This is a genomic window from Gemmatimonadaceae bacterium (genome assembly GCA_019637445.1).
Lineage (GTDB): Bacteria > Gemmatimonadota > Gemmatimonadetes > Gemmatimonadales > Gemmatimonadaceae > Pseudogemmatithrix.
In genome coordinates this window covers 783564-804952 of record JAHBVS010000001.1, presented here as the reverse complement: position 1 = coordinate 804952, position 21389 = coordinate 783564, and the positions used below count along the sequence as shown (strand labels likewise).

Genomic DNA, 21389 nt, shown 5'->3' with positions numbered 1-21389 from the left:
CCCGAACGTGTCACGCGCCGGTGACTCCGGAGACACTCACCACTCGGATCCTCTTTCGGCCGCTGCGAGTGGAACGCTCGTTCTGGGTGAGGATCTACTTGCCGCTCGCGCGCCACCTTGGCGCGTTGGTGGTGCCGATCATGGACGGATCGGGTGATGTCGCAGCTCACTGGGGAGAAGCCGATTGCGACGTGAATGACGAGGTATGCGCGCAGGCGGACCAAGAGCCGGTGTATCAGCCCTCATTCGCTCTGCGCGGGCCAGGCAGTCTGCTGACGCTTTGACATCCCGTGCGAGCCCGGCAGATTTCGCGGATGGCCCCCGACAACCTCGACCGCCGCGGATTCTTCACGCAGGGCCTACAACGGGCCCTACGCGAGGTCGTCGGTTCGCTCGGCGAACGAGTGGCCCCGGTGCAGTACCAGCGCCCGCCGGGCGCCCTGCCGGAGCCGGCATTCCTGGCGGCCTGCACGCGCTGCGGCGCCTGCGCGGATGTCTGCCCGGTGCACGCCATCACGAAGTTGTCGTCCGCGCACGGTCTGGCCGGCGGCACGCCCGTGCTCGACGTCGCTGTCACCGCCTGCATCATGTGCGAGACCATGCCCTGCGCCGCGGCCTGCCCCACACCAGCGCTGGAAGTCCCACCCTGGGGCTGGCGCGACGCCAACGTCGCGAACGTGAAGGTGGATACCGAGCGTTGTATTGCCTACCACGACGTGGAGTGCGGTATCTGCGCCCGCGTCTGTCCGGTGGGCGAGGATGCGCTCAAGATGGATGATCGTGGTCGCCCGGTGATCGGCGCGGCCTGTACTGGATGTGGGCAGTGCATCGTGGCCTGCGTGACGACGCCCTCGAGCCTGCTCGCTGAACCCTTGGAGATGCTCTGAATGCAACCGGGCTCCGGCCTCACTGACGTCCGCATCGTCCCCAAGCCCTGGGGCCACGAAGTCATCTGGGCGCACACCGACCTCTACGTGGGCAAGGTCCTGCACATCAAGGCGGGCCAGGCGCTCAGCGTGCAGTACCACAATCAGAAGGACGAGACGATCCATCTCCTGCGCGGGGAGATGATCTATCGCATCGACGAAGGCGATGGCCTGAAGGACTATCCGCTCAAGGCCGGCGAGAGCTTCCGCAACACGCCGGGCCAGATACACCAGATGGAGGCCGTCACCGACTGTGACGTCCTCGAGGCATCAACCCCGCACCTCGATGACGTGGTGCGACTCACCGACCGCTATGGTCGCGAGGGGACCTCGGCACCGTGAAAGTGATCATTCCGTTGGCCGGCAAGGGCACGCGCCTGAGGCCGCATACGCACACCGTGCCCAAGCCGATGCTCAAGGTCGCCGGCAAGCCGGTGATGGACTACGTGATGGACGACGTCGCCAAGCTCGGCAACGTGGAGCAGGTCGTCTACATCACCGGGCACCTCAAGGAGAAGGTCGAGGCGCACGCGAAGAGCGCGTACAAGTTCCCCGGCGTGTTCGTGGAGCAGAAGGTGCAGGACGGCACTGCCGGTGCGCTGGAACTCGCGCGGCCGTACGCGGACCAGCCGGTGCTCATCATCTTCGTGGACACGATCTTCGATGCCGACCTCTCGGTGATCAACACCAGCGATGACGACGGCATCATCTGGACGAAGGAAGTCGAGGACTACCAGCGCTTCGGCGTGGTGGTGACGGACGCCAACGGCCACATGACGAAGATCGTGGAGAAGCCGAGCACGCCAATCTCGAAGCGGGCGAACATCGGGCTCTACTATATCAAGAACTGGAAGCTGCTCTACGACGGCATTGCGCACACGCTGAAGCAGCCGGCGAACAAGGGTGAGTGGTATCTCACCGAGGCCTTCCAGTACATGATTGACCACGGGGCGAAGATCCGCGTGATCGATGTGGAGGGCTGGTATGACGCGGGCAAGCTGGACACGCTGCTCGACACGAATCGGGTGATGCTGGAGAAGGGGCGGGCGTCGAAGCCTTCTTCCGGGCTCACCAACGTGGAGATCCGCGAGCCGGTGCGCATCGAGGACGGCGCGGTGGTGAAGGACTCGATCGTCGGCCCGAACGTGGTGATCGGGGCCGGCACGACGGTCTCGAACTGCACGATGCGAGACACCATCGTCGGCAACGGTTCCTCGCTCTCGGCGTGCACGCTGCACGATTCGATGGTCGGGGAATCCGTCGTGCTGGAGGGCGTCGCCGGGTCCGTCACGATTGGCGATCACTCGGTGGTTCGGCGGTAACTGCGTTGCCACAGAGGCACAGAGACACAGAGGGCCCCGGCGCGAGCCGGGGCTCTCTTGCATTTTCCAGTCGAAATCTGTATTATGTATATGCCTAATATGAATAACACTTTCAACCTTGCGCCTCTCCGGCGCTCGCGGGAGTACTCGCAGGTTGAGGTCGCCGCGGCGATGGGGCTTTCGCAGCCGGCGGTCTCGAGGTTGGAGTCGCGCGCGGACATCTCGTTGGCGGCGCTGCGGGACTACCTGCGGGCAATCGGTGGGGAGCTTGAGGTCGCCGTTCGCTTTGGCGGGGAGCGGGTGGAGTTGCCGACTGCTGGGCTGGAGTACGGGGAGCGGGCGACGGGGCGGCGGGTGCGGGAGCAGGCTCCGAAGTACGCGTCGAGCGTGCGGACCGTAGCGGAGGAGCCGGTGGTTGCGCCGGAGTGGTTGGACGAGGTGGATCGGATTCGGGCGATGACGCCGACGGCGCGGATGAGGGAGGTCGCGAACGTGTCCGCCGTCTTCGCGAAGGCGCGTCGAATTGACTGACGCATCTCAGCTCCCTGCGCTCGATCCGGAGCGGATCTTCCGTGTGTTCGCGGAGCACGGTGTCGAGTACGTGCTGATTGGAGCGCTGGCGGCTCGGTTCGCGGGCTATCCGTTGCTCACCGCGGACGCGGACATGACGCCGTCGCGGAGCGCAGAGAATCTCGGCAGGCTCGCGGCGGCGCTCCGAGAGATCGACGCGAGGGTCTTCACGGTCGGAGTTCCTGAGGGCCTATCGTTCGACTGTTCGGCCGCGACGCTGGCGCGCGGTGAGATCTGGAACCTCGTGACCGCCGCGGGCCGGCTCGACTTGGTGTTCTTCCCACCTGGCGGTGGCGACTACGACGAGCTGCTGAGGCATTCCAGCCGCTATGAGGTGGCAGGCGCGCCGGTCACCGCCGCCTCGCTTGAGGCCATCGTCAGCATGAAGGAAGCGGCGGATCGACCCAAGGACCGCCAGGCCGTCGCCATCATCAAGGCGATGCTCGAGCGCGACGCCAGGCGTCGCAGCTGACACTCGGGCGCCGCGCCGCGCGCCACCCCGCGCGCCACCCCGCGCGCCACCCAGACAATTGCGCCCTCACGCCTCGCGCGAAGCCCAGAGTCGGGCCACATTTCGCGCGTCAACACTACACGCATCACTGGGAGCGCTCGTGTCCGATTCGATGGATCGCCGTGACCTGCTCAAGCAGGCACTGGTTGCAGGCGCAGGTCTCGCCGCCGCCTCGTCGCTCACGCCGCAGATGGCCAACGCGGAATCCATCGACGCGATCGACCTCCCGGACGCTGCGCCGCCGCGCGCCGCCGCTGCCAAGACGATGAAGGGCGTGCCGTTCGAGGCGCACGGGACGGTGCGCTTCGCCATCGTCGGCACGGGCCTGCGTGGGCGCTCCATCATCTCCGAACTGCTCGCCATCGACAACGTGCGGATCACCGCCGTCGCCGACATCGTGCCCGACAAGGCGATGCGCGCGGTGAAGATGTGCACCGACGCGGGGATGACCGCGCCAGAGGTCTACACGAACGGCGAGCGCGACTTCGAACGGCTCGTGCAGCGCGACGACGTGGACTTCGTGTACACGGCGACTCCGTGGGACTGGCACGTGCCGGTGATGCTCGCCGCACTCAAGGCGGGCAAGCACTGCGGTACCGAGTGCCCGGCCGGAATGACGCTGCGTGATCTCTGGGCGCTGGTGGACGAGAGCGAGAAGTCGCGCCGCCACTGCCTGCAGCTCGAGAACTGCAACTACGGCTACAACGAGATGTTGGTGAACCGCCTCGTGCACGACGGCGTGTTCGGCGAGATCCAGCACGGCGCGGCGGCGTACATCCACGACCTGCGCACGATTCTCTTCGAGACCAAGGACGAGGGCCTGTGGCGGCGCGACTTCCATACGCGCGCCAACGCCAACCTGTACCCGACGCACGGACTGGGTCCGGTCTCCTGGTATATGGACATCCACGCCGGGGATCGCTTCGACTACATGGTGTCGATGAGCACCGAGGAGCGCGGCCTCTCGCTGCATCGCGCAGCCACGGTGAGTGATCGCAATGACCCCAAGTGGCGCGAGCGCTACATCACGGGCGATCTCAACACCTCGCTGATCCGCACGGCGAAGGGGCGCACGATCCGGCTGGAGCACGATGTGTCGAGCCCGCGGCCCTACTCGCGGCTCAACCACGTGGCCGGCACCAAGGGTGCCTTCGAGGACTATCCGCCACGCATCTACGTGGAAGGCGTGGGACGTAGCCACAGCTGGGCCACGATTGACCAATGGAAGACCTCGCACGAGCATCCGCTGTGGACCAACATCGGCGAGATGGCGCGTAAGAAGGGCGGCCACGGTGGCATGGATTTCGTGATGATGTGGCGCCTCGTGCAGTGCCTGCGCGAGGGGCTGCCGCCGGACTTCGACGTGTACGACGCAGCCGCGTGGAGCGCGCCGTATCCGCTGAGCCAGATGTCGGTGGCGCGCGGCAGCCGGCCGATGCGCTTCCCGGACTTCACACGCGGTGAGTGGCAGCGCAACTCACGCGGCGCGTAGCACGACACGAGCAGCACAGCTCGCCACTCCAACTTCCCCCCTCGTGCGCCTCACGACCCTCGACTGGACGATCGTCGTCCTCTCCCTCACCGTCGCCTTCGTGCCGGCGCTGTTCTTGGCGCGCCGCGCGGGATCGAGCACGGCAGAGTTCTTCACCAGCGGCCGCGCGGCACCCTGGTGGCTGATCGGCGTCTCGATGGTCGCCACGACCTTCAGCACGGACACGCCCAACCTGGTCACCGACCTCGTGCGCGGCGGCGGCGTGGCCGGCAACTGGGTCTGGTGGGCATTCCTGCTGACCGGCATGGCCACGGTGATGTTCTACGCGCGGATGTGGCGGCGCTCGGGTGTGCTCACGGACCTCGAGTTCTATGAGATCCGGTACTCGGGAAAAGCCGCCAGCTTTGTCCGCGGCTTCCGCGCCGTGTACCTGGGGCTGGTGTTCAACTGCGTCATCATGGCGACGGTGAATCTCGCCGCCGCCAAGATCGCCTCGATCCTGCTCGGATGGGACATGTGGCAGACGCTGCTCATCTGCGCCGTGTTCAATATCGGCTTTGCCGTGGTGTCAGGGCTCTGGGGCGTACTCGTCGCCGATCTCATCCAGTTCGGCATCGCGATGGCGGGCTCGTTCGCTGCCGCGTACTTCGCACTGCAGCGGCCTGAGGTCGGAGGGCTCGCCGGACTCTTCTCGCAGCTGCCCGCCGAGACGTATGCGTTTCTGCCCAACTTCTCGGATTGGACGGTCACGCTGACCGTGTTGATCCTGCCGCTCACGGTGCAATGGTGGTCGGTGTGGTATCCCGGCGCCGAGCCGGGCGGCGGGAGCTACATCGCGCAGCGCATGCTCGCCGCGCGCACGGAGAACGACGCACTGCTCGGCACGATGTTCTTCAATGTGGCGCACTACGGAATGCGCACCTGGCCGTGGATCATCGTCGCGCTGAGCTCGATCCTCGTGTTCCCGCAGCTGGATGACATCGCGCGAGCATTCCCCGACGTGCCGCGCAATCTCGTGGGCAACGACATCGCCTACCCGGCGATGCTCACCTTCCTGCCCGCCGGGTGGTTGGGCCTGATGGTGGCGGGACTGCTCAGCGCCTACGTGTCCACCATCGTGACGCACTTGAACTGGGGCACGAGCTACCTGGTGCACGACCTGTATCGACGCTTCATGCGGCCGGATGCCAGCGAGCGGCACTACGTGATGGTCGGGCGACTCGTCACGGCTGGGCTGATGCTGCTTGCTGCCGGCCTCACGTTCTACATCCAGACGGCATCGGCCGGCTTCACCCTGCTGCTGTCGATCGGTGCCGGCACGGGCCTGCTCTACCTGTTGCGCTGGTACTGGTGGCGCGTGAACGCGGCGGCGGAGATCGCGGCGATGGCGGGTTCCTTCGTGATCGCGGTTGGCTTCGAGTTCGCGCGGCGCGGTGGTGCGGACATCCCGGCGCACGTTTCGCTGTTGATCACGGTGGCGGCGACCACGGTCATTTGGGTCACGGCGGCCTTCGTCGGACCGCGCACGGATGTCGAGGTTTTGGAGCGCTTCTATAGTTTGGTGCGCCCAGCCGGTCCCGGTTGGGCGGCGATTCGCGCGTCGTCCGGTGTCGCCGCCACTTCCGACTCCTTCGCCTCGGCGCTGCTCGGCTGGGTCAGCGGCGTGTTCTTCGTGTACGCGGCGCTGTTCGGCGTGGGGGCATTCCTGATGGGCGATCGCTCGCTGGCGATGCTGTGGCTTGCTGTGTTCGTTGTCAGCGGCGCGATGGCTTGGCGCGTGATCCAAGGGTTCCGCCGAGCGGCCTGATGCGCGCCACGATGGCCATCATCCTTGCGCGCGGCCTTGGGTCGCGCCTGCGCGCCGATGACGGCGCCGCGCTCGCGCCCGCACAGCGTGAGGCGGCGGCCAAGGGCGCAAAGGGACTGATGCCGATCGCCGGGCGGCCGTTCCTCGACTACACGTTGCACGAGTTCGCCGAGGCGGGGGTGAAGGACGTGGTGTTCGTGGTGGCGCCAGACGATGACGCGCTGCGCGACCGCTACGACGAGCAGGCGCCGCCCAACCGGTTGCGTGTGCGCTACGCCGTGCAGGACGAGCCGCGTGGCACCGCGCACGCCTTGCTCGCGGCGCGCGATGTGATTCTCGCCGCTGCCGGCGCGCCCCGCTGCGACGATGGGCATCGGCACTTTCTTGTCGCGAACGCGGACAACCTGTACCCAGCGACGGCGATCCACGACCTGCTCGAGTTGCACGGCCCTGGCGTGGCGGCGTTCGACGCCGAGTCGCTGGTGGGTGATGGTCTGATGGAGCGCGAGCGTGTGCGGCGGTTTGCGCTGCTCGACATTGGGGCAGACGGCGGCTTGCGCGATGTGGTGGAGAAACCCGAGGCCTCGCATCCCTTGATGCAGCGCGCGCCACAGTGGGTGTCGATGAACCTGTGGCGCTTTGATGATCGCATCCTCGACGACTGCGCCGCGGTGGAGCCGTCGTCGCGAGGCGAGTTGGAGCTGCAGGATGCGGTGCTGCGTGCCATTGCGCGCGGGGACCGCTTCCAGGCCGTGGAGCAACGGCTGGCGGTGCCGGATCTGACGCATCGCCGCGACATCGCCGTGCTAGAGGGGACGCTGGCCCAGCGCCATCCCCGCCCGTGACACGTCGGCTGTTTGTGCCGGGGCGCATTGAGCTCTTCGGCAAGCACGTGGACTACGGCGGCGGCCCGTCGCTGACCTGCGCTATCGAGGAGGGCATCACGGCGGAAGTCACGCCGATCGATCCCTTGATCATTGACCTGGAGGACCTGCGCACGGGACGACGCGCGCGCGTGCCGCTGCGTCGCGACGCGCGACCTGGCGGTGCGCACGGTGGCACCTACGTGGCGGCCGTGGCTCGGCGTTTGGCGCGCGACTTTGCCCCACTGAAGCGCGGCGTGCGGGTGGTGACGGAGTCCACGCTGCCGCGATCGGCGGGGCTGTCATCGTCTTCGGCATTCGTCACCTTGCTTACGACGGCGGTGGCGGAGGCGAACTCACTCGAGGAACGGAAGGAGTGGCGGGAGCATCTCTCGGATCGACTCGCATTGGCGGAGTATTGCGGGGCGATCGAGATGGGATCCCCGTTCGGTCCTTGGGAAGGCGAGCGTGGCGTCGGCACGCGCGGCGGCGCGCAGGATCACGTCGCCATCCTCTGCAACTCGGCCGGGATGGTTGGGGCGTTCCGGTATCTGCCGGCCGCGTTGATGGGGCAGGCGACGTTTCCCAAGCATTGGCAGCTGCTCGTGGCGGTGAGCGGGGTGCGCGCCACGAAGACAGGCGGCGCCAAGGCGGACTACAACCGCGCGGCGGACCTGCTACGCGGACTTGCGGTGCGGTGGAATCTCGAGACCGGGCGCGCGGACTCCTCGTTGGGCGCGGCGCTGGCTTCGTCGCCGGACGCGCGCGCACGGCTTGAGCGCATCGTGCAGGCGAGCGATGACCAGCCGCTCGCCGCGGCTCGGCTGGCGCAGTTTCTGAGGGAGACAGAGCACGTGGTACCAGGTGCGCTGCAATCCATCAGTGCCGCGGATGCGACCGCGCTTGGCCGATGGTCGGTGGAGTCGCAGCAGGGCGCCGAGTTGGCGCTGCGCAATCAGGTGCCCGAGACGAAGTTCCTTGCCCGCGCGGCGATGGCCAGCGGGGCACACGCGTCGTCGGCATTTGGCGCGGGGTTCGGTGGCGCGGTGTGGGCGATTGCCGATGCCTCGAGTGCAGACGCGGTCGAGGAAGGATGGCGCGCGAGCTATGCGCGTGCATTTCCAGCGCGCGCCGCGAAGTCGGAGTGGCTGCGGCTCACGCCATCTGCAGGTCTGCGATGGCTCGACTGAACGGTCTCCTGAATGGGGCGGCGGGCTCGGGGCAACCAGGGATCTCGGGTGCTCCGCAGGCACCGCGTGCCGGCCGGCCGCCATTGCCGCGAAACGTGCGCGCGCTGGCGGCCGTGAGCTTCCTGACTGACGTCTCGAGCGAACTGGTGTACCCGCTGTTGCCGATCTTCCTCTCCACCGTGCTTGGCGTCTCGGCGGCGGGGCTCGGCGTTATCGAAGGATTCGCCGAGAGCGCGTCGTCGCTGTTGCGCCTACCGGCAGGCTGGTGGTCAGACCGCACGGGACGCCGCAAGCCGTTGGTGGTGGTCGGCTACAGCATCGCGGCCTCGGCGAGGCCGCTGATTGGCCTGGCCGTCGGAGCGTGGCAGGTCTTGGCGATTCGAGTGAGCGATCGCTTCGGCAAGGGCATTCGCACCGCTCCGCGTGACGCGTTGATTGCCGATTCGGTCGCGCCTGAGCACCGCGGTTACGCCTTCGGGGTGCACCGCGGGTCGGACAACCTCGGCGCCGTGGTCGGTCCGTTGATCGCTTGGGCCGTGCTCGCGCAGGAGCTGGTCTCGCTGCGCACGCTGTTCCTGTGGACGGCGGTGCCGGGATTCCTTTCCGTGGCACTGCTCGTGTTGTTCGTCCGCGAAGACGTGGCCCCGCGCAAGACGGGCACGCGCGTCGCGACGGCTGATCTCCCGAAGGCGGTGACGGATGCGGACTCCGCACCGGCCGCGGTGCCCGCGCTGCCCGGCGTCGCGCCGCTCGGGAGCGCGTTCTGGCGGCTGCTCTTCGTGATCTTCCTATTCACGCTGAGCCTGTCGACCGATGCGTTCCTCTTGCTGCGCGCCTCGCAACTTGGCGTGCCGGCCGCGATGATTCCGATCCTGTGGGCGGCGCTGCATGTCGTGAAATCGTCGAGCTCAGTGCTGGGTGGTGCGCTGTCCGATCGTGTCGGTCGTCGGCCGCTGATCCTCGGCGGCTGGGGCATCTACGCGTTTGTTTACGTCGGCTTCGCGTTCGCCGAGTTGCAGTGGCAGGCCTGGGCGTTGTTTCTCGTGTACGGGCTCTACTTCGGGTTCTCAGAGGGCACGGAAAAGGCGCTGGTGGCGGACTTTGCGCCGCGCAGCCGTCGCGGCACCGCATTCGGCTGGTTCAATGCCACCGTGGGCATCGCCGCCTTGCCGGCGAGCATCGTGTTCGGCTTGGTCTGGGACGCCTACGGCGCGCAGGCGGCGTTCCTCATGGGGGCGACCATCGCCACGAGCGCGACGCTGCTGTTCGCGCTCGTGGTTCCCAGCGGTCCTGCCGTGGCTCCTTCAGCCGCCGCCGATCGCTCCAGCTAGCAGCAACGAGCCCCGGGCTTCTCGTAGCGCGCCCTCAGGCGTTCGGTCACGAAGTCACGCTCACAGAGCGGCTCACGTCCGGGATGGTGCGCGCGCACGTGCGCCACATACGAGACATAGTCCGGCGCCCCGATGATGCGCCGGAGGATCTGGGCGAGGCGCTGGATCATCGCACCTTGCTCCCGTTCGGCCCGATGGTGCGGTCGAACAGCTCGAGGATTCTTCGGTACTCGTCCGTCCACGACGTCGGGCGCACGAAGCCGTGGTCTTCCACCGGATAGACAGCCATCTCCCAGTCTTCCTTGCCGAGCTCGATGAGGCGCTGCGCGAGCTGCACCACGTCGAGGAACTGCACGTTCACGTCCACCATGCCGTGCGCAATCAGGAGGGGATCCTGCAGCCCCTCGGCGAAGAAGATCGGAGACGAGCGGCGGTACGAGAGCGTGTCGTTCTGCGGAAGGTTGAGGATGCGCCCGGTGTATCCGTGGTTGTAGTTCGCCCAGTCCGTCACGGAACGCAGCGCGGCGCCGGCGCCGAAGTACTGCGGCTTGTTAAACAGCGCCATCAGCGTGATGAAGCCACCGTAGCTGCCGCCGTAGATGCCGATGCGCTCGGGGTTGATGCCGAACTGCGAGGTGAGGTACTTGCTGCCGCTCACCTGGTCGTCGAGGTCCTTTCCGCCCATCCAGCGGTAGATCGCCGTGCGCCAATCGCGGCCGTAGCCGGCCGAGCCGCGGTAGTCGATGTCCAGCACCGTGTAACCGCGCGAAGCGAGCAGGTGGTGGAACATGTACTCGCGCGAATAGCTGGACCACCAGTTGTGCACGTTGTGCAGGTAGCCCGCGCCGTGCACGAAGATCACGCCGGCGCCGTTGGGCTGCGTGTTGAACTGGTTGGGGCGGTAGATGCGCGCCGGGATCGGCGTGCCGTCCTCGCCGGGGATCATCACGATCTCCGGCTTGATCCAGCTGTAGCGGCGCCACTCCTCGGTGGTGGAGGTGGTGAGCTGGTCGCGCGAGGCCTGGCCGATGCGGCTCACGAATAGCTCAGGCGGCGTGTTGGCGTCGGAGTACACGGTGACGTAGCGCTGGCCGTCGGGCGCCATCGTCACGTCGTGTCCGCCGTCGCCCGCGGTGATGCGTGTGCGCGCACCGCCGGCAATCGGCATGCGGTAGCCCTGTCGCGTGAAGGGCGAGGGTTCGCTGGTGCTCAGTTCGAAGAAGCGCTGGTCATCGGAGATGTTGACGCTGAGTACCTCCCAGCTGCCGGAGGTCAGGGCCTGCTTGCCGGAGCCATCAGCGCGCACAGCGTAGAGGTGCGAGTACCCGCTGGCTTCCGACACGTAGTAGATGCGATTGTCGGGAGTCCAGCCGTTGCAGTTGAAGCAGGGGCCGTTGACCCAGGCTTCGTCGCGCAGCGCGTCCACCAGCGTCATCGCGCCGCCGGCGGAGGCCACGCTATAGAGGTAGCGGTTCTTGAAGTCGCTGCTGACGACGCTGAGGATGGCGTGCGCGCCGTCGGCGCTCCAGTCGCTGACGTTGGCCTGGCCCGCCGGTACGGAGTCAGGCGAGAGCTTGAGCCAAGTGACCTTGCCGGTGGCGAAGTCGACGTGGCCGACTTTGATCGTCGCCTGATTGTCGCCGACCTTCGTGCGCCCGGGAATCATTCGCGGGTAGCCTTCCGGCGTGATGTAGTCGGGCACATCGGAGCCCTTGGTGTCGCGGCCGGGCGTGAACGTGGTCAGCAGGCCGCTCATCCCGTTGGGCGAGATGCTCAACTGCCCGATGCGCTCGGCGGTCGGGATCCAAATGGTCGGCAGGTCGCGGCTGGCGGCTTCCTCGCGCTGTGCGCGCCGGATGGAGTCCGTGCGCAGTTCCTCGCGCACGACCTCGAGCAGATCGCGCTGCTGCTGGGCCAGCGCGGCGCGCTGGCCCGTCGGGGCGGCGGGGTCGCGCGGGCCGCTGCCGCTACGGATGTCAGTGAGCTGGCGCGTGAGACCGCTCGCGAGGTCGAACGCGTAGGCGTTGTTCTCGCGCACGAAGTACAGCGTGCGGCCGTCCTGGGCCATGCGCACGCCCGACTCGTTGTCGTTCGTCTGCGTGACGCGGCGCAACGACACGCGGCCGCGGTCGAACTGCTGGATCCACACGTCGCCGCCGGCGGTCACGGCGCGCACGCGGCCATCGCGTGAGCGCGGGCCGCTGGCCAGCATCGGTGCGACCGAGTCCATATGCGCCGGCGTCACCTCCTCGGGCGTGGCACCCGCGCGCGGAGCCACGCGATACGGCTTGAGCTGTTCGTGCCAGGCAGAACCAGGCGGCAACCAGCGGAAGTAGACCCACTGGCCGTCCGCGGTCCACTGCGGGTTGCTGGGCTCACGACCCGTGAGCTCGGGCCCGCGCATGATGTTCTTCACGCTGAGGTCGAAGCTGCCCTGCTGCGCGCTGAGCGCGGCGAGCGGGGTCAAGGCAAGGGCGGCGAGGATAAGTCGGGTCGGTCGCATATCGGGCTCGGCGTTCGGTCTCGAAGGTCTAGGAGAGGCTCTTGAATCAGCTGCTTGTGAGTCGGTTGCTTGGTCTACGCAGGTCTCGCGACGATCACGCGGCGCGCGAGGACGCCACGTACGGTGCTTCCCGCGTCGTCATCGGCAGCCGTCCGGACAGCACGCGCCACCAGGCCAGCGCGGAATCCACGAGGATGATGGCCACCGCTACGAGGAAGAATCCCGCGACGATGGCGTTCAGGTTGTCGTTGAAGATCAGCCGCTGTGCGGCGGCCGCATCGGCCACGCCCGCCGGCAGGTTACCTGCCGCCAGCGTGTCGCGGATCGATTGTGCGTGCGACAGGAAGCCAACGCGCGGGTCCGCGCCGAAGATCTTCGTCAGGCTCGCCGTCGTCGTCACGATGACCAGCCAGATCATCGGCAACACGGTGACGAAGGCATACCGCGCCTTTCCCATCTTGATGATGATGGTCGTGCCCACGCAGAGTGCCACCGTGGCTAGCAACTGGTTGGAGATGCCGAACAGCGGCCACAGCGAGTTGATGCCACCCAGCGGATCGGTCACGCCCTGGTACAGGAAGTAGCCCCACATCGCGACAACGATCGCACTCGAGGCCACGACCGCGGGATACCACGACACGCGTCCGAACGGCTCCCAGATGTGCTTGCCCAGGTCCTGCAGCATGAAGCGGCCGACGCGCGTGCCGGCGTCCACGGTGGTGAGGATGAACAGCGCCTCGAACATCAGCGCGAAGTGGTACCAGAGCGCCATCGCCGTGCTGCCGCCGAGCACGGAGGCGAAGATGTGCGCCATGCCGACGGCGAGCGAAGGGGCGCCACCCGTGCGTGAGAGCAGGGAAGCCTCCTCGACTTGCTGCGCGAGCGTCGTCAGTTCCTCCGGCCGCAGCACGAAGCCCCACTGTGCGATGGCCGTCGCCGCGCTCTCAGCGGTCGTGCCAATGATGCCGGCCGGCGCGTTGATGGCGAAGTACACGCCCGGCGTGAGCACGCAGGCAGCGATCAGCGCCATCACCGCCACCAGTGATTCCGTGAGCATGCCGCCGTAGCCGACCATCCGTGCGTCGGCCTCGTTCTCCAGCAGTTTTGGCGTCGTGCCGCTGGCGATCAGCGCGTGGAAGCCGGAAATCGCCCCACAGGCAATCGTGATGAACACGAAGGGGAACAGCTTGCCGGCGAACACCGGGCCCGTGCCGTCAATGAACTGCGTTACGGCTGGCATCTCGAGCGGTGGCAACACCAGCAGGATGCCGCCAGCCAAGGCCAACACCACACCAATTTTGACAAAGGCGGACAGGTAGTCGCGCGGAGCGAGCAACAGCCACACCGGAATGACCGAGGCGGCAAAGCCGTAGGCCATCACCGACCAGGCTAGCGTGCGCGCGTCGAGTGTGAACAGCGGCCCAAGCGTCGCGTGCTCGGCGGCCCAGCGGCCGGCGTACAGCGACACAACCAAGAGCACGAGGCCGATCACCGATGTCTCCAGCACGGCGCCCGGCCGGATGTAGCGCATGTAGACGCCCATCAACATCGCGATGGGTATTGTCAGGCCCACCGTCACCGTGGCCCAGGCCGAGTCGCGCAGCGCGTTCACCACCACCAGCGCGAGCACGGAGATGAGGATCACCATGATGCCCATCACCGCCACCAGCGCCGTGTAGCCGGCGATGGGCCCAATCTCTTCCTTGGCCATCTGCCCCAGCGACTTGCCGTCGCGGCGCACGCTGGCGCAGAGAATCACGAAGTCCTGCACCGCGCCACCCAGTGCCACACCGACGATGATCCACAGTGCGCCGGGCAGGAAGCCGAACTGCGCCGCCAGCGTCGGGCCGACCAGCGGGCCAGGGCCGGAGATGGCCGCGAAGTGGTGCCCGAAGACAATCCACTTGTTGGTCGGCACGAAATCACGGCCATCGCCGAGTCGCTCGGCGGGTGTGGCGCGGGTCGCATCGAGCGCGAAAATCTTGGCCGCGATGATCTTCGAGTAGAAGCGGTAGCCCACCGCGTAGGTGCAGACGGCGGCGGTGAGCAGCCAGGCGGCGGAGATGGTCTCGCCGCGCTTGAGACCGATGACGCCGAAGCCAATGGCACCGGCAATCGAGACGGCGGCCCAGATCAGGGCCGACAGCCAACGGGGCATGGGAGGTCGGATCGGGGGGACCTGCGCGCCCCGGGAGCTGAGAACCGGGCCGCGACGGACGGGACGAACCTACCGCCCCACCCAGTGCCGGGGGAGGGGCGCACTGGCTGCTCTACGTGCACGGCACGGAGGGCGTTCAAGGTTCAGGCGCGAGGGGTCGACCATTAGATTTCTGCCGTGCGCCCACCCGCTTTCCGCCATCTCGTGATCCTCGCTCGCCCGGCCGTCGCCCTGCTGGTTCTGGCGTCGCTAGTGCAGGCGCAGGACCAGCCCGCGCCCCCGCAGGCCCCGATGGCGCAGTTCGCGGCACAGCACGTCACCGTGTTGCCGGCGCAGCTCTGGCGCGCGGATACCGCGGGCTGGAGTCACAGCGCGTCGTGGGTGAGCGTGCGCGCCGAGTTGGATTCGGCGCTTACCATCGCACTGCGCGATGGTGGGCTGGCCGGTCGTTGGTCATACGCCGGTGACGTGGTGCGCGCGGCCAAGCGCAACGTGCTCTATGCGGGCGATCCGACGGCGATCGGCGTCGGTCGTTGGCGCGGCGGGCTGCCGAAGTCCGGCGACAACCTGCCGCAGATCGTCGCCGACAACCTGCGCCAGCTCACCGCACTCGGCGACGGTCGCTACGCGCTGATCCCGGTGGAGCTGCGTGGCGCCGGTGATGCGGCGGTGTTGCGTGTGGTGATTGCCGACACGCGCACGCGCACCGTCACTTGGTCGGCGGATATCCCGTCCGACGATGGTGCGGGGCGCTTGGATTCCATCGCCGCGCGTATCGCGGCCCTATTCATTGATCCGTAAGACTTCCTCTTCATAGATATGTCCGCCACACTCGACGTTACCCTGATTCCCGGCGACGGCATCGGCCCCGCCATCACCGACGCCACCGTCCGCGTGCTCGAAGCCGCCGGCGCGAAGTTCACTTGGGACCGCCAGCTCGCCGGCATGGCTGCCGTGGAAGCCCACGGCGACCCGATTCCCGAGTCGACGCTGGAGTCCATCAAGCGCACCAAGCTGGCGCTCAAGGGCCCGCTGGAGACGCCCGTCGGCAAGGGCTTCCGCTCCATCAACGTGGCGCTGCGGAAGGAGTTCGACCTCTACGCCAACCTGCGGCCCGCCAAGACGGTGCTGCCGGGTTCGCGCTTCGAGAACGTGGACATCATCCTCGTGCGCGAGAACACGGAGGGTCTCTACGTCGGCGTCGAGAACTACGTGAAGGTCGGCAATGACCCGCACGCGGTCGCGCAGTCGGTGGCCATCGTGTCGCGGCATGGCGCGGACCGCATCGTACGCTATGCCTTCGAGTACGCCGTGAAGCACGGACGCAAGAAGGTCACGCTGGTGCACAAGGCGAACATCCTCAAGTACTCGCAGGGGCTATTCCTGGAGACGGGACGGATGATCGCGAAGGAGTACGAGGGCCGTGTGCAGTTCGACGACAAGATCGTCGATGCCTGCGCGATGGACCTCGTGATGCGTCCGGAGCGCTACGACGTCATCGTGACGACGAACCTCTTCGGCGACATCCTCTCGGATCTCACCAGCGGCCTGGTGGGCGGCCTCGGGCTGACGCCGGGCGCGAACATCGGCTACGACGTGGCGATCTTCGAGGCCGTACACGGCACGGCGCCGGACATCGCGGGCAAGGGCATCGCCAACCCGACGGCGGTGATGCTCGCCGGTTGCCAGATGCTCGACCACGTGGGGCAGGGTGATCGTGCGAACGCGATCCGCGCGGCCATCGAGGCCACGCTGCGCGAGCGGAAGACGGTGACGGGCGACGTTGGTGGCACGGCGACCACGGAGCAGTACACGGACGCCGTCATCGCCCGGTTGAAGGCCAAGGCCTAAGTCGCCGCCGATGCGGCTGCTCCAGGTCAGCGACGTCCATTTCGGCCGCCACGCCGTCTCGCAGTACACGGACGCCGTGGCGCGCCGGGTGGCCGACGGGCGCTACGAGGCCGTCGTCGTCGCCGGTGACCTCACGCAACGCAACTTTCGCGGACAGTTCCGGCAGGCCAAGGCCTGGCTGGATTCGCTGCGCGCGCAGGTGCCGGTGTTCGTGGTGCCGGGCAACCACGATGTGGCCTGGTGGTGGCAGACCGTCGGGCTCGGCATCCGCTGGCCGCTGCTGCGCGGCTATCGCAAATGGATCTCCCGAGACCTCGAGCCAACGCTGACGCTGCCTGGCGTGACGCTGGTCGCGATCAACTCCTGCCACGGGATCCAGCCCTACACGCTCACCACGCGGCTACGTGACCTGTCGGTCGTCGGTGCCGTGCGTCCGACGCAGTGGGAGCGCGCGCGGCAGCTCTTCGCGGCGGCGCCGCCGGGCAACCTCAAGGTGCTGGTGTTCCATCACAACCTGTTGCGTGGCGACCTCTCGCGGCGCTGGGGACTGGTGAACCGCGCCGATGGCATCGGTGAAGCATTGGCCACGGGTGCGGACCTCGTGCTCAACGGGCACGACCACCAGACGCGGATCGAGGAGGTCGCGCTTGGCGCGCGCCGCATGATCGTTTCGCACAGCACGTCGTTCTGTGAGCGCACGCGCGGCGGGTTGCCGGCGGCGTTTCAGGAGATTGAGGTCGAGCCGCAGACGCTCCGCGTGCGCGCCTGCGTGTGGAACGACGAGGCGCAGGACTTCGAGGCGCGCGGCGACCGCGAGTTCGCGCGATGAGCGGGCAGCTCGGCTTCGACTTTGGCGCGCCGATCGCCGGTGACGGCAACTCGGTCTCGCCGCACCCGGAGGAAGCGAATCTCGAGCCGATGGCGGACATCGACGAGCGCGACGAACAGGACGCCGAGGACGCCGCCGACGCCGAGCGCGCGGCAGATCGCCTGCTGGGCGCCCTGCGCGGTCTTGGCCTGCAACACGTGAAGTCGCTGGTGCTCACGCGCAACCGTTCCGTGGTCGTGAGCATCAAGGGCTTCGAGCTGCGCGTGCACGAAGGCTTCTGCGACGCGCCAGTGGAGATGCACGCGCAGATCGTGCGCTTCGTAATGGCGCGGCGCACTTGGGAGCGTCAGGCGGCACGCCAGGCGATCATCGCCTACCCGTTGCCGGCGCACACCAAGCCGCCGCGCGCGCCCGAGCGCACGCATCCGGAAGACGAAGCGCTGGCCGAGCGCTTGGCCGAGTGGCACACGCGACTCAACGGCGAACGCTTTGGCGCGTCGCTCAAGCTCGTGCCCATTCGCGTCTCGCGGCGGATGGTTCGGCGGCTCGGGCACTATGCGCCCGGCGTGGAGGGCGGCGGGCCGGAGATCGCCATCAGCGCGCGGCACATCCGGCGCGACGGCTTCGCCAGCGCGGTCGACACGCTGCTGCACGAGATGGTGCATCAGTGGCAGCACGAGCAGGGCCTGCCGATCGACCACGGCCTCGACTTCCGGCGGAAGTGCCGCGAGGTGGGGGCGTTGCCGAGGGCCAAGCGCAGTGCGTAGCGCGATGTCGCGGCGATGCTGCGCTGCGGCCCATTGCGCGGTCGTTGCGGCTTTGCTGCCCACGACCGCGCCCGCGCAGCAGCTCCGCGGCACACTCATCCGCCCCGACTCGGTCGCACCGGCGGCCCGTGTTCTCGTCGAGTGGAGCGCCGAGGAGGCCACTGGCCGTCTCGTCACCGACGACAGCGGCCGCTTCACGGTTCGCCTCGCCCTGCCAGGCACGGTGCGCCTCCGCGTGCTGCGACCCGGGTTCCGCCCCGAGTCTCTGCCGCCACAACTACTGGCCCGCGGAGAGGTCCGCGCACTCACCTACATCTTGCGCGGCAGCAGCGTCACGCTCGCGCCGATGCGCGTCGAGGAAGACCGCATCTGCGGCCCGCGCGGTGAGGCCGTGGCCTGGCAACTCTGGGAGCAGGCCCGCGCGGTCCTCCTCAGCACGCAGATTGCCGCGCGCGACTCCTCGTTGGACGTCGAGGCGGTGCAGTACCAGGCCAACGTATTCGGCGGCGAGCTCGATCTACGCGAGGAGTCCGTGCGCCGCGTTGGCCTTGAGGATCCGCATCCGCCGACCTACTACGACTCGCTGTTCCGCTTCGGCTTCATCCGCCGCAGCCTGCACAGCGACACGACGACCTACCACGCGCCGACGCTGCCCGTCGTGGCCGACGAGCGATTCGCCGAGCGCTACTGCTTCCGTCGCGTGGCCGATGAGGCGCGTCACCCGGACTGGGTGGGCGTGGAGTTCGAGCCCGCCCGCGTACCCGGGCCCGGCATCGCCGATGTGACCGGCATCTTCTGGCTCGACCGCGCCACGCTGCACCTCCGCGAGGTCCAGTACGCGTACGTGAACCCGCCCATCCACCATCGCATTGATGGGCTGGGGGGCGAGCTGCGATTCGAGGAACTGCCGAGTGGCCACTGGATCCTGCGCCAGTGGGAGGTCCGGATGCCACGTTTCTCGGGCTGGTCCTCGAGCGAGCGGCGGGCCGTCGGGCTCTGGGCCGAGGGGCGAATGGTGTCGCGTGTGCGCCGTGCCGGGGCCCTCGTGTACGAGGATCCGGCGGCCGAGGCACTGCTCCGCCGCGCAGCCGGGGCCGACCGTTAGATTTCCCGAGTCTCCACCCGACCCGAGAACCTGATGGCTTCCGACCTCGATACCCAGACCTTTCTCGCCTCGCCGCAGCTCAAGCCGCGCGAGGGCGACCTGTTCAACATCGATGCCGCGCTGACGGAAGAAGAGCGCGCTGTGCGCGACTCCGTCCGTGCCTTCGTCGACGAGAAGGTCCTTCCGATCATCGGCGACTGCTACGTCGAGGGCCGCTTCCCATCAGAGCTGATTCCCGAGATCGGTGAACTCGGCTTCCTGGGCGCGAACCTGCCGGAGGAGTACGGCTGCGCGGGCCTCAGCAACGTGATGTACGGGCTCATCAACCAGGAACTTGAGCGCGGCGATTCAGGCATCCGCTCGTTCGCCAGCGTGCAGGGCTCGTTGGTGATGTATCCCATCTACGCGTTTGGTAGCGAGGAGCAGAAGAAGCATTGGCTGCCGCAGATGGCGAAGGGCGAGAAGATCGGCTGCTTCGGGCTCACCGAGCCCGACTACGGCTCGAACCCGGCCGGCATGATCACGCGCGCCAAGCAGCAGAAGGACGGCACGTGGATTCTGAATGGCGCCAAGATGTGGATCACCAACGGTACGATGGCGCACGTGGCCGTGGTCTGGGCCAAGACCGAGGACAACGATGAGAGCGGCGCGAGCATTCGCGGCTTCCTCGTGCCCACGGACGCCAAGGGCTTCACGGCCAAGGACCAGAAGGGCAAGCTTTCGCTGCGCGCCTCGGTCACCAGCGAGTTGGTGTTCAGCGACGTGCACCTGCCCGCCGATGCCATCCTGCCCAAGAGCGGCGGCCTCAAGAGCCCACTGATGTGCCTCACGCAGGCGCGCTACGGCATCTCCTGGGGTGCGCTCGGCGCGGCGATGGCCTGCTACGAGGAGGCGCTCAGCTACTCAAAGGAGCGCGTGATGTTCGGCCGGCCGATCGGTGGCTTCCAGATCCAGCAGGTGCGACTGGCGGATATGCTGACGGAGATTGTGAAGGGCCAGCTCGTCTCGCTGCACCTCGGCCGCATGAAGGACGCCGGCACGTTTACGCCGCAGCAGGTCTCACTGGCGAAGCGCAACAACGTGCACATCGCGACTGAGTGCGCACGTGAGGCGCGGCGCCTGCTTGGCGGCAACGGCATCGTGGCCGAGTATGCGTCGATGCGGCATATGGCCAATCTCGAGAGCGTGTACACGTACGAGGGCACGCACGACGTGCACTCGCTGATCCTCGGGCAGGCCGTGACGGGGATGAACGCGTTCGGGGGCTGACGACGGCAATGCGTGCGGTGGCCCGGCGCCAGAGCCGGGCCACCCACTATCTGCGGCGCGTCATGAGCCACTCGAGCACGCGCCAGTAGCTGACGGGCATCAGTCGCTCGAGTAGCGCGACGACCTTGGCGTCGAAGCCGACGATCACGCGCGCCTTGTCTGCTTCGATGGCGCGGACGATGATCCGCGCCGCCTTCGCGGGCGGCATCCGCAACAGGCGGTTCTTCTCCTTGCGAATGCGATCGAACTCCGCGGGGTCCATGCCCTGCGGAGCACGGGCATTGTCGGCGATGCCCGTTGAGACGCCGCCGGGATGCACCACCAATACGCCGATTGAACCACCGCGCAGTTCGTGTCGGAGCGCGTTGCTGAAGCCGCGGACCGCGAACTTGCTTGCGCTGTAGGCCGTCTGGCCGGGTGGTGACACAAGGCCATACAGACTTGAGACGTTCACGATCCGGCTCGGTGCCGCGTTGCGTCGCAACACGGGCAACACCGCGCGGGTGAGGTCCACCACCGCGTGGAAGTTGACGCGCATCAGCCAGTCGAAGTCCTCCTCGCCGACCTGCTCGAACGTGCCGCCGACGCCGACGCCGGCGTTGTTGACCAGCACGTGGATGGCGTCGTGCTCGTGCAGCACGGCCTGGGGCAGCGCTCGCAGTGCCTCGCGGTCGGCGAGATCACAGACGTGCAGGCTCACGCGGCGGCCGGTCTGGGGCAGCGCCGCCGCTGTCTCGCGCAGGCCACGTTCGTCGCGGTCCACGAGTGCGAGCCGGCATCCCGCGCCGGACAACGCTCCCGCGAGTGCGCGGCCAATGCCGCCGGCTGCCCCGGTGAGCAGCACGACCTGATTGTCGAGATTCATTGCTTACGGGGGATCGACGCTGTTGGGCTC

General features: G+C 67.6%; 20 protein-coding genes. 16 read left to right on the top strand and 4 right to left on the bottom strand.

Going from position 1 to position 21389, the window contains the following annotated elements:
- The first annotated feature begins 314 nt into the window (after positions 1–314).
- The 10 genes from KF709_03800 (at position 315) to KF709_03755 (ending at position 10012) form a co-directional block, all read left to right on the top strand.
- On the top strand, positions 315–887 hold the full coding sequence (locus KF709_03800; GenBank protein ID MBX3173507.1) for a 4Fe-4S dicluster domain-containing protein: 573 nt from the start codon (positions 315–317) through the stop codon (positions 885–887).
- Complete coding sequence (locus KF709_03795; protein MBX3173506.1) at positions 888–1268, top strand: cupin domain-containing protein; 381 nt, start codon at positions 888–890, stop codon at positions 1266–1268.
- A complete protein-coding gene (locus tag KF709_03790; GenBank protein ID MBX3173505.1) occupies positions 1265–2248 on the top strand; it encodes an NTP transferase domain-containing protein in 984 nt (327 codons plus the stop codon). Before KF709_03795 ends, KF709_03790 begins: the two co-directional genes overlap by 4 nt.
- A 99-nt stretch (positions 2249–2347) precedes the next feature.
- Positions 2348–2779, top strand: a complete 432-nt coding sequence (locus KF709_03785; protein MBX3173504.1) for an XRE family transcriptional regulator — start codon at positions 2348–2350, stop codon at positions 2777–2779.
- Positions 2772–3290: a hypothetical protein gene (locus tag KF709_03780; GenBank protein ID MBX3173503.1), complete on the top strand. Its 519-nt coding sequence runs from the start codon at positions 2772–2774 to the stop codon at positions 3288–3290. Before KF709_03785 ends, KF709_03780 begins: the two co-directional genes overlap by 8 nt.
- Before the next feature lie 151 nt (positions 3291–3441).
- Entirely contained in the window at positions 3442–4821 is a 1380-nt protein-coding gene (locus tag KF709_03775; protein ID MBX3173502.1) for a Gfo/Idh/MocA family oxidoreductase, read from the top strand.
- A 43-nt stretch (positions 4822–4864) separates the two neighbouring features.
- Entirely contained in the window at positions 4865–6628 is a 1764-nt protein-coding gene (locus KF709_03770) for a Na+:solute symporter (protein MBX3173501.1), read from the top strand.
- A complete protein-coding gene (locus KF709_03765) occupies positions 6628–7473 on the top strand; it encodes a nucleotidyltransferase family protein (protein MBX3173500.1) in 846 nt (281 codons plus the stop codon). The genes KF709_03770 and KF709_03765 overlap by 1 nt, the downstream gene beginning before the upstream one ends.
- A complete protein-coding gene (locus tag KF709_03760; GenBank protein MBX3173499.1) occupies positions 7470–8681 on the top strand; it encodes a hypothetical protein in 1212 nt (403 codons plus the stop codon). The genes KF709_03765 and KF709_03760 overlap by 4 nt, the downstream gene beginning before the upstream one ends.
- Positions 8669–10012, top strand: a complete 1344-nt coding sequence (locus KF709_03755; protein ID MBX3173498.1) for an MFS transporter — start codon at positions 8669–8671, stop codon at positions 10010–10012. Before KF709_03760 ends, KF709_03755 begins: the two co-directional genes overlap by 13 nt.
- On the opposite strand, the gene KF709_03750 is transcribed toward KF709_03755, so the two are convergent.
- From KF709_03750 to KF709_03740, 3 genes are all read right to left on the bottom strand, one after another.
- Positions 10009–10182 (bottom strand): YbdD/YjiX family protein, encoded by a 174-nt coding sequence (locus KF709_03750; GenBank protein MBX3173497.1) that lies wholly within the window; start codon positions 10180–10182, stop codon positions 10009–10011. The two genes, KF709_03755 and KF709_03750, sit on opposite strands and share 4 nt — an antisense overlap.
- Positions 10179–12515 carry a prolyl oligopeptidase family serine peptidase gene (locus tag KF709_03745; protein MBX3173496.1) on the bottom strand — a complete coding sequence of 779 codons (2337 nt, stop codon included), beginning with the start codon at positions 12513–12515 and terminating at the stop codon, positions 10179–10181. Before KF709_03745 ends, KF709_03750 begins: the two co-directional genes overlap by 4 nt.
- A 94-nt stretch (positions 12516–12609) precedes the next feature.
- Positions 12610–14673 (bottom strand): carbon starvation protein A, encoded by a 2064-nt coding sequence (locus KF709_03740; protein ID MBX3173495.1) that lies wholly within the window; start codon positions 14671–14673, stop codon positions 12610–12612.
- Between the two features lie 177 nt (positions 14674–14850).
- Here KF709_03740 and KF709_03735 point away from each other — a divergent pair, with 177 nt between their 5' ends.
- Genes KF709_03735 through KF709_03710 form a run of 6 tightly spaced genes read left to right on the top strand, consistent with a single transcriptional unit; the run spans position 14851 to position 20494 of the window.
- On the top strand, positions 14851–15474 hold the full coding sequence (locus KF709_03735) for a hypothetical protein (protein MBX3173494.1): 624 nt from the start codon (positions 14851–14853) through the stop codon (positions 15472–15474).
- Positions 15475–15492: 18 nt separating this feature from the next.
- The gene (locus KF709_03730) at positions 15493–16524 is read left to right on the top strand and encodes an NAD-dependent isocitrate dehydrogenase (GenBank protein ID MBX3173493.1); all 1032 of its coding nucleotides are present in this window, start codon (positions 15493–15495) and stop codon (positions 16522–16524) included.
- A gap of 10 nt (positions 16525–16534) precedes the next feature.
- Positions 16535–17353, top strand: a complete 819-nt coding sequence (locus KF709_03725; GenBank protein MBX3173492.1) for a metallophosphoesterase — start codon at positions 16535–16537, stop codon at positions 17351–17353.
- Positions 17350–18120 (top strand): SprT-like domain-containing protein, encoded by a 771-nt coding sequence (locus KF709_03720; GenBank protein ID MBX3173491.1) that lies wholly within the window; start codon positions 17350–17352, stop codon positions 18118–18120. The genes KF709_03725 and KF709_03720 overlap by 4 nt, the downstream gene beginning before the upstream one ends.
- Positions 18121–18172: 52 nt before the next feature.
- A complete protein-coding gene (locus KF709_03715; protein MBX3173490.1) occupies positions 18173–19225 on the top strand; it encodes a carboxypeptidase regulatory-like domain-containing protein in 1053 nt (350 codons plus the stop codon).
- 33 nt (positions 19226–19258) lie between these two features.
- A complete protein-coding gene (locus KF709_03710; GenBank protein MBX3173489.1) occupies positions 19259–20494 on the top strand; it encodes an acyl-CoA dehydrogenase family protein in 1236 nt (411 codons plus the stop codon).
- Between the two features lie 46 nt (positions 20495–20540).
- On the opposite strand, the gene KF709_03705 is transcribed toward KF709_03710, so the two are convergent.
- Complete coding sequence (locus tag KF709_03705; GenBank protein MBX3173488.1) at positions 20541–21359, bottom strand: SDR family NAD(P)-dependent oxidoreductase; 819 nt, start codon at positions 21357–21359, stop codon at positions 20541–20543.
- Between the last annotated feature and the right edge of the window lie 30 nt (positions 21360–21389).

Excerpts from the sequence above, each read along its gene's own strand:
- KF709_03800 (MBX3173507.1), top strand. The coding sequence starts at position 315 with ATGGCCCCCGACAACCTCGACCGCCGCGGATTCTTCACGCAGGGCCTA.
- KF709_03795 (MBX3173506.1), top strand. The coding sequence starts at position 888 with ATGCAACCGGGCTCCGGCCTCACTGACGTCCGCATCGTCCCCAAGCCC.
- KF709_03785 (MBX3173504.1), top strand. The coding sequence starts at position 2,348 with ATGAATAACACTTTCAACCTTGCGCCTCTCCGGCGCTCGCGGGAGTAC.
- KF709_03775 (MBX3173502.1), top strand. The coding sequence starts at position 3,442 with ATGGATCGCCGTGACCTGCTCAAGCAGGCACTGGTTGCAGGCGCAGGT.
- KF709_03765 (MBX3173500.1), top strand. The coding sequence starts at position 6,628 with ATGCGCGCCACGATGGCCATCATCCTTGCGCGCGGCCTTGGGTCGCGC.
- KF709_03755 (MBX3173498.1), top strand. The coding sequence starts at position 8,669 with ATGGCTCGACTGAACGGTCTCCTGAATGGGGCGGCGGGCTCGGGGCAA.
- KF709_03750 (MBX3173497.1), bottom strand. The coding sequence starts at position 10,182 with ATGATCCAGCGCCTCGCCCAGATCCTCCGGCGCATCATCGGGGCGCCG.
- KF709_03745 (MBX3173496.1), bottom strand. The coding sequence starts at position 12,515 with ATGCGACCGACCCGACTTATCCTCGCCGCCCTTGCCTTGACCCCGCTC.
- KF709_03740 (MBX3173495.1), bottom strand. The coding sequence starts at position 14,673 with ATGCCCCGTTGGCTGTCGGCCCTGATCTGGGCCGCCGTCTCGATTGCC.
- KF709_03730 (MBX3173493.1), top strand. The coding sequence starts at position 15,493 with ATGTCCGCCACACTCGACGTTACCCTGATTCCCGGCGACGGCATCGGC.
- KF709_03725 (MBX3173492.1), top strand. The coding sequence starts at position 16,535 with ATGCGGCTGCTCCAGGTCAGCGACGTCCATTTCGGCCGCCACGCCGTC.
- KF709_03720 (MBX3173491.1), top strand. The coding sequence starts at position 17,350 with ATGAGCGGGCAGCTCGGCTTCGACTTTGGCGCGCCGATCGCCGGTGAC.
- KF709_03710 (MBX3173489.1), top strand. The coding sequence starts at position 19,259 with ATGGCTTCCGACCTCGATACCCAGACCTTTCTCGCCTCGCCGCAGCTC.
- KF709_03705 (MBX3173488.1), bottom strand. The coding sequence starts at position 21,359 with ATGAATCTCGACAATCAGGTCGTGCTGCTCACCGGGGCAGCCGGCGGC.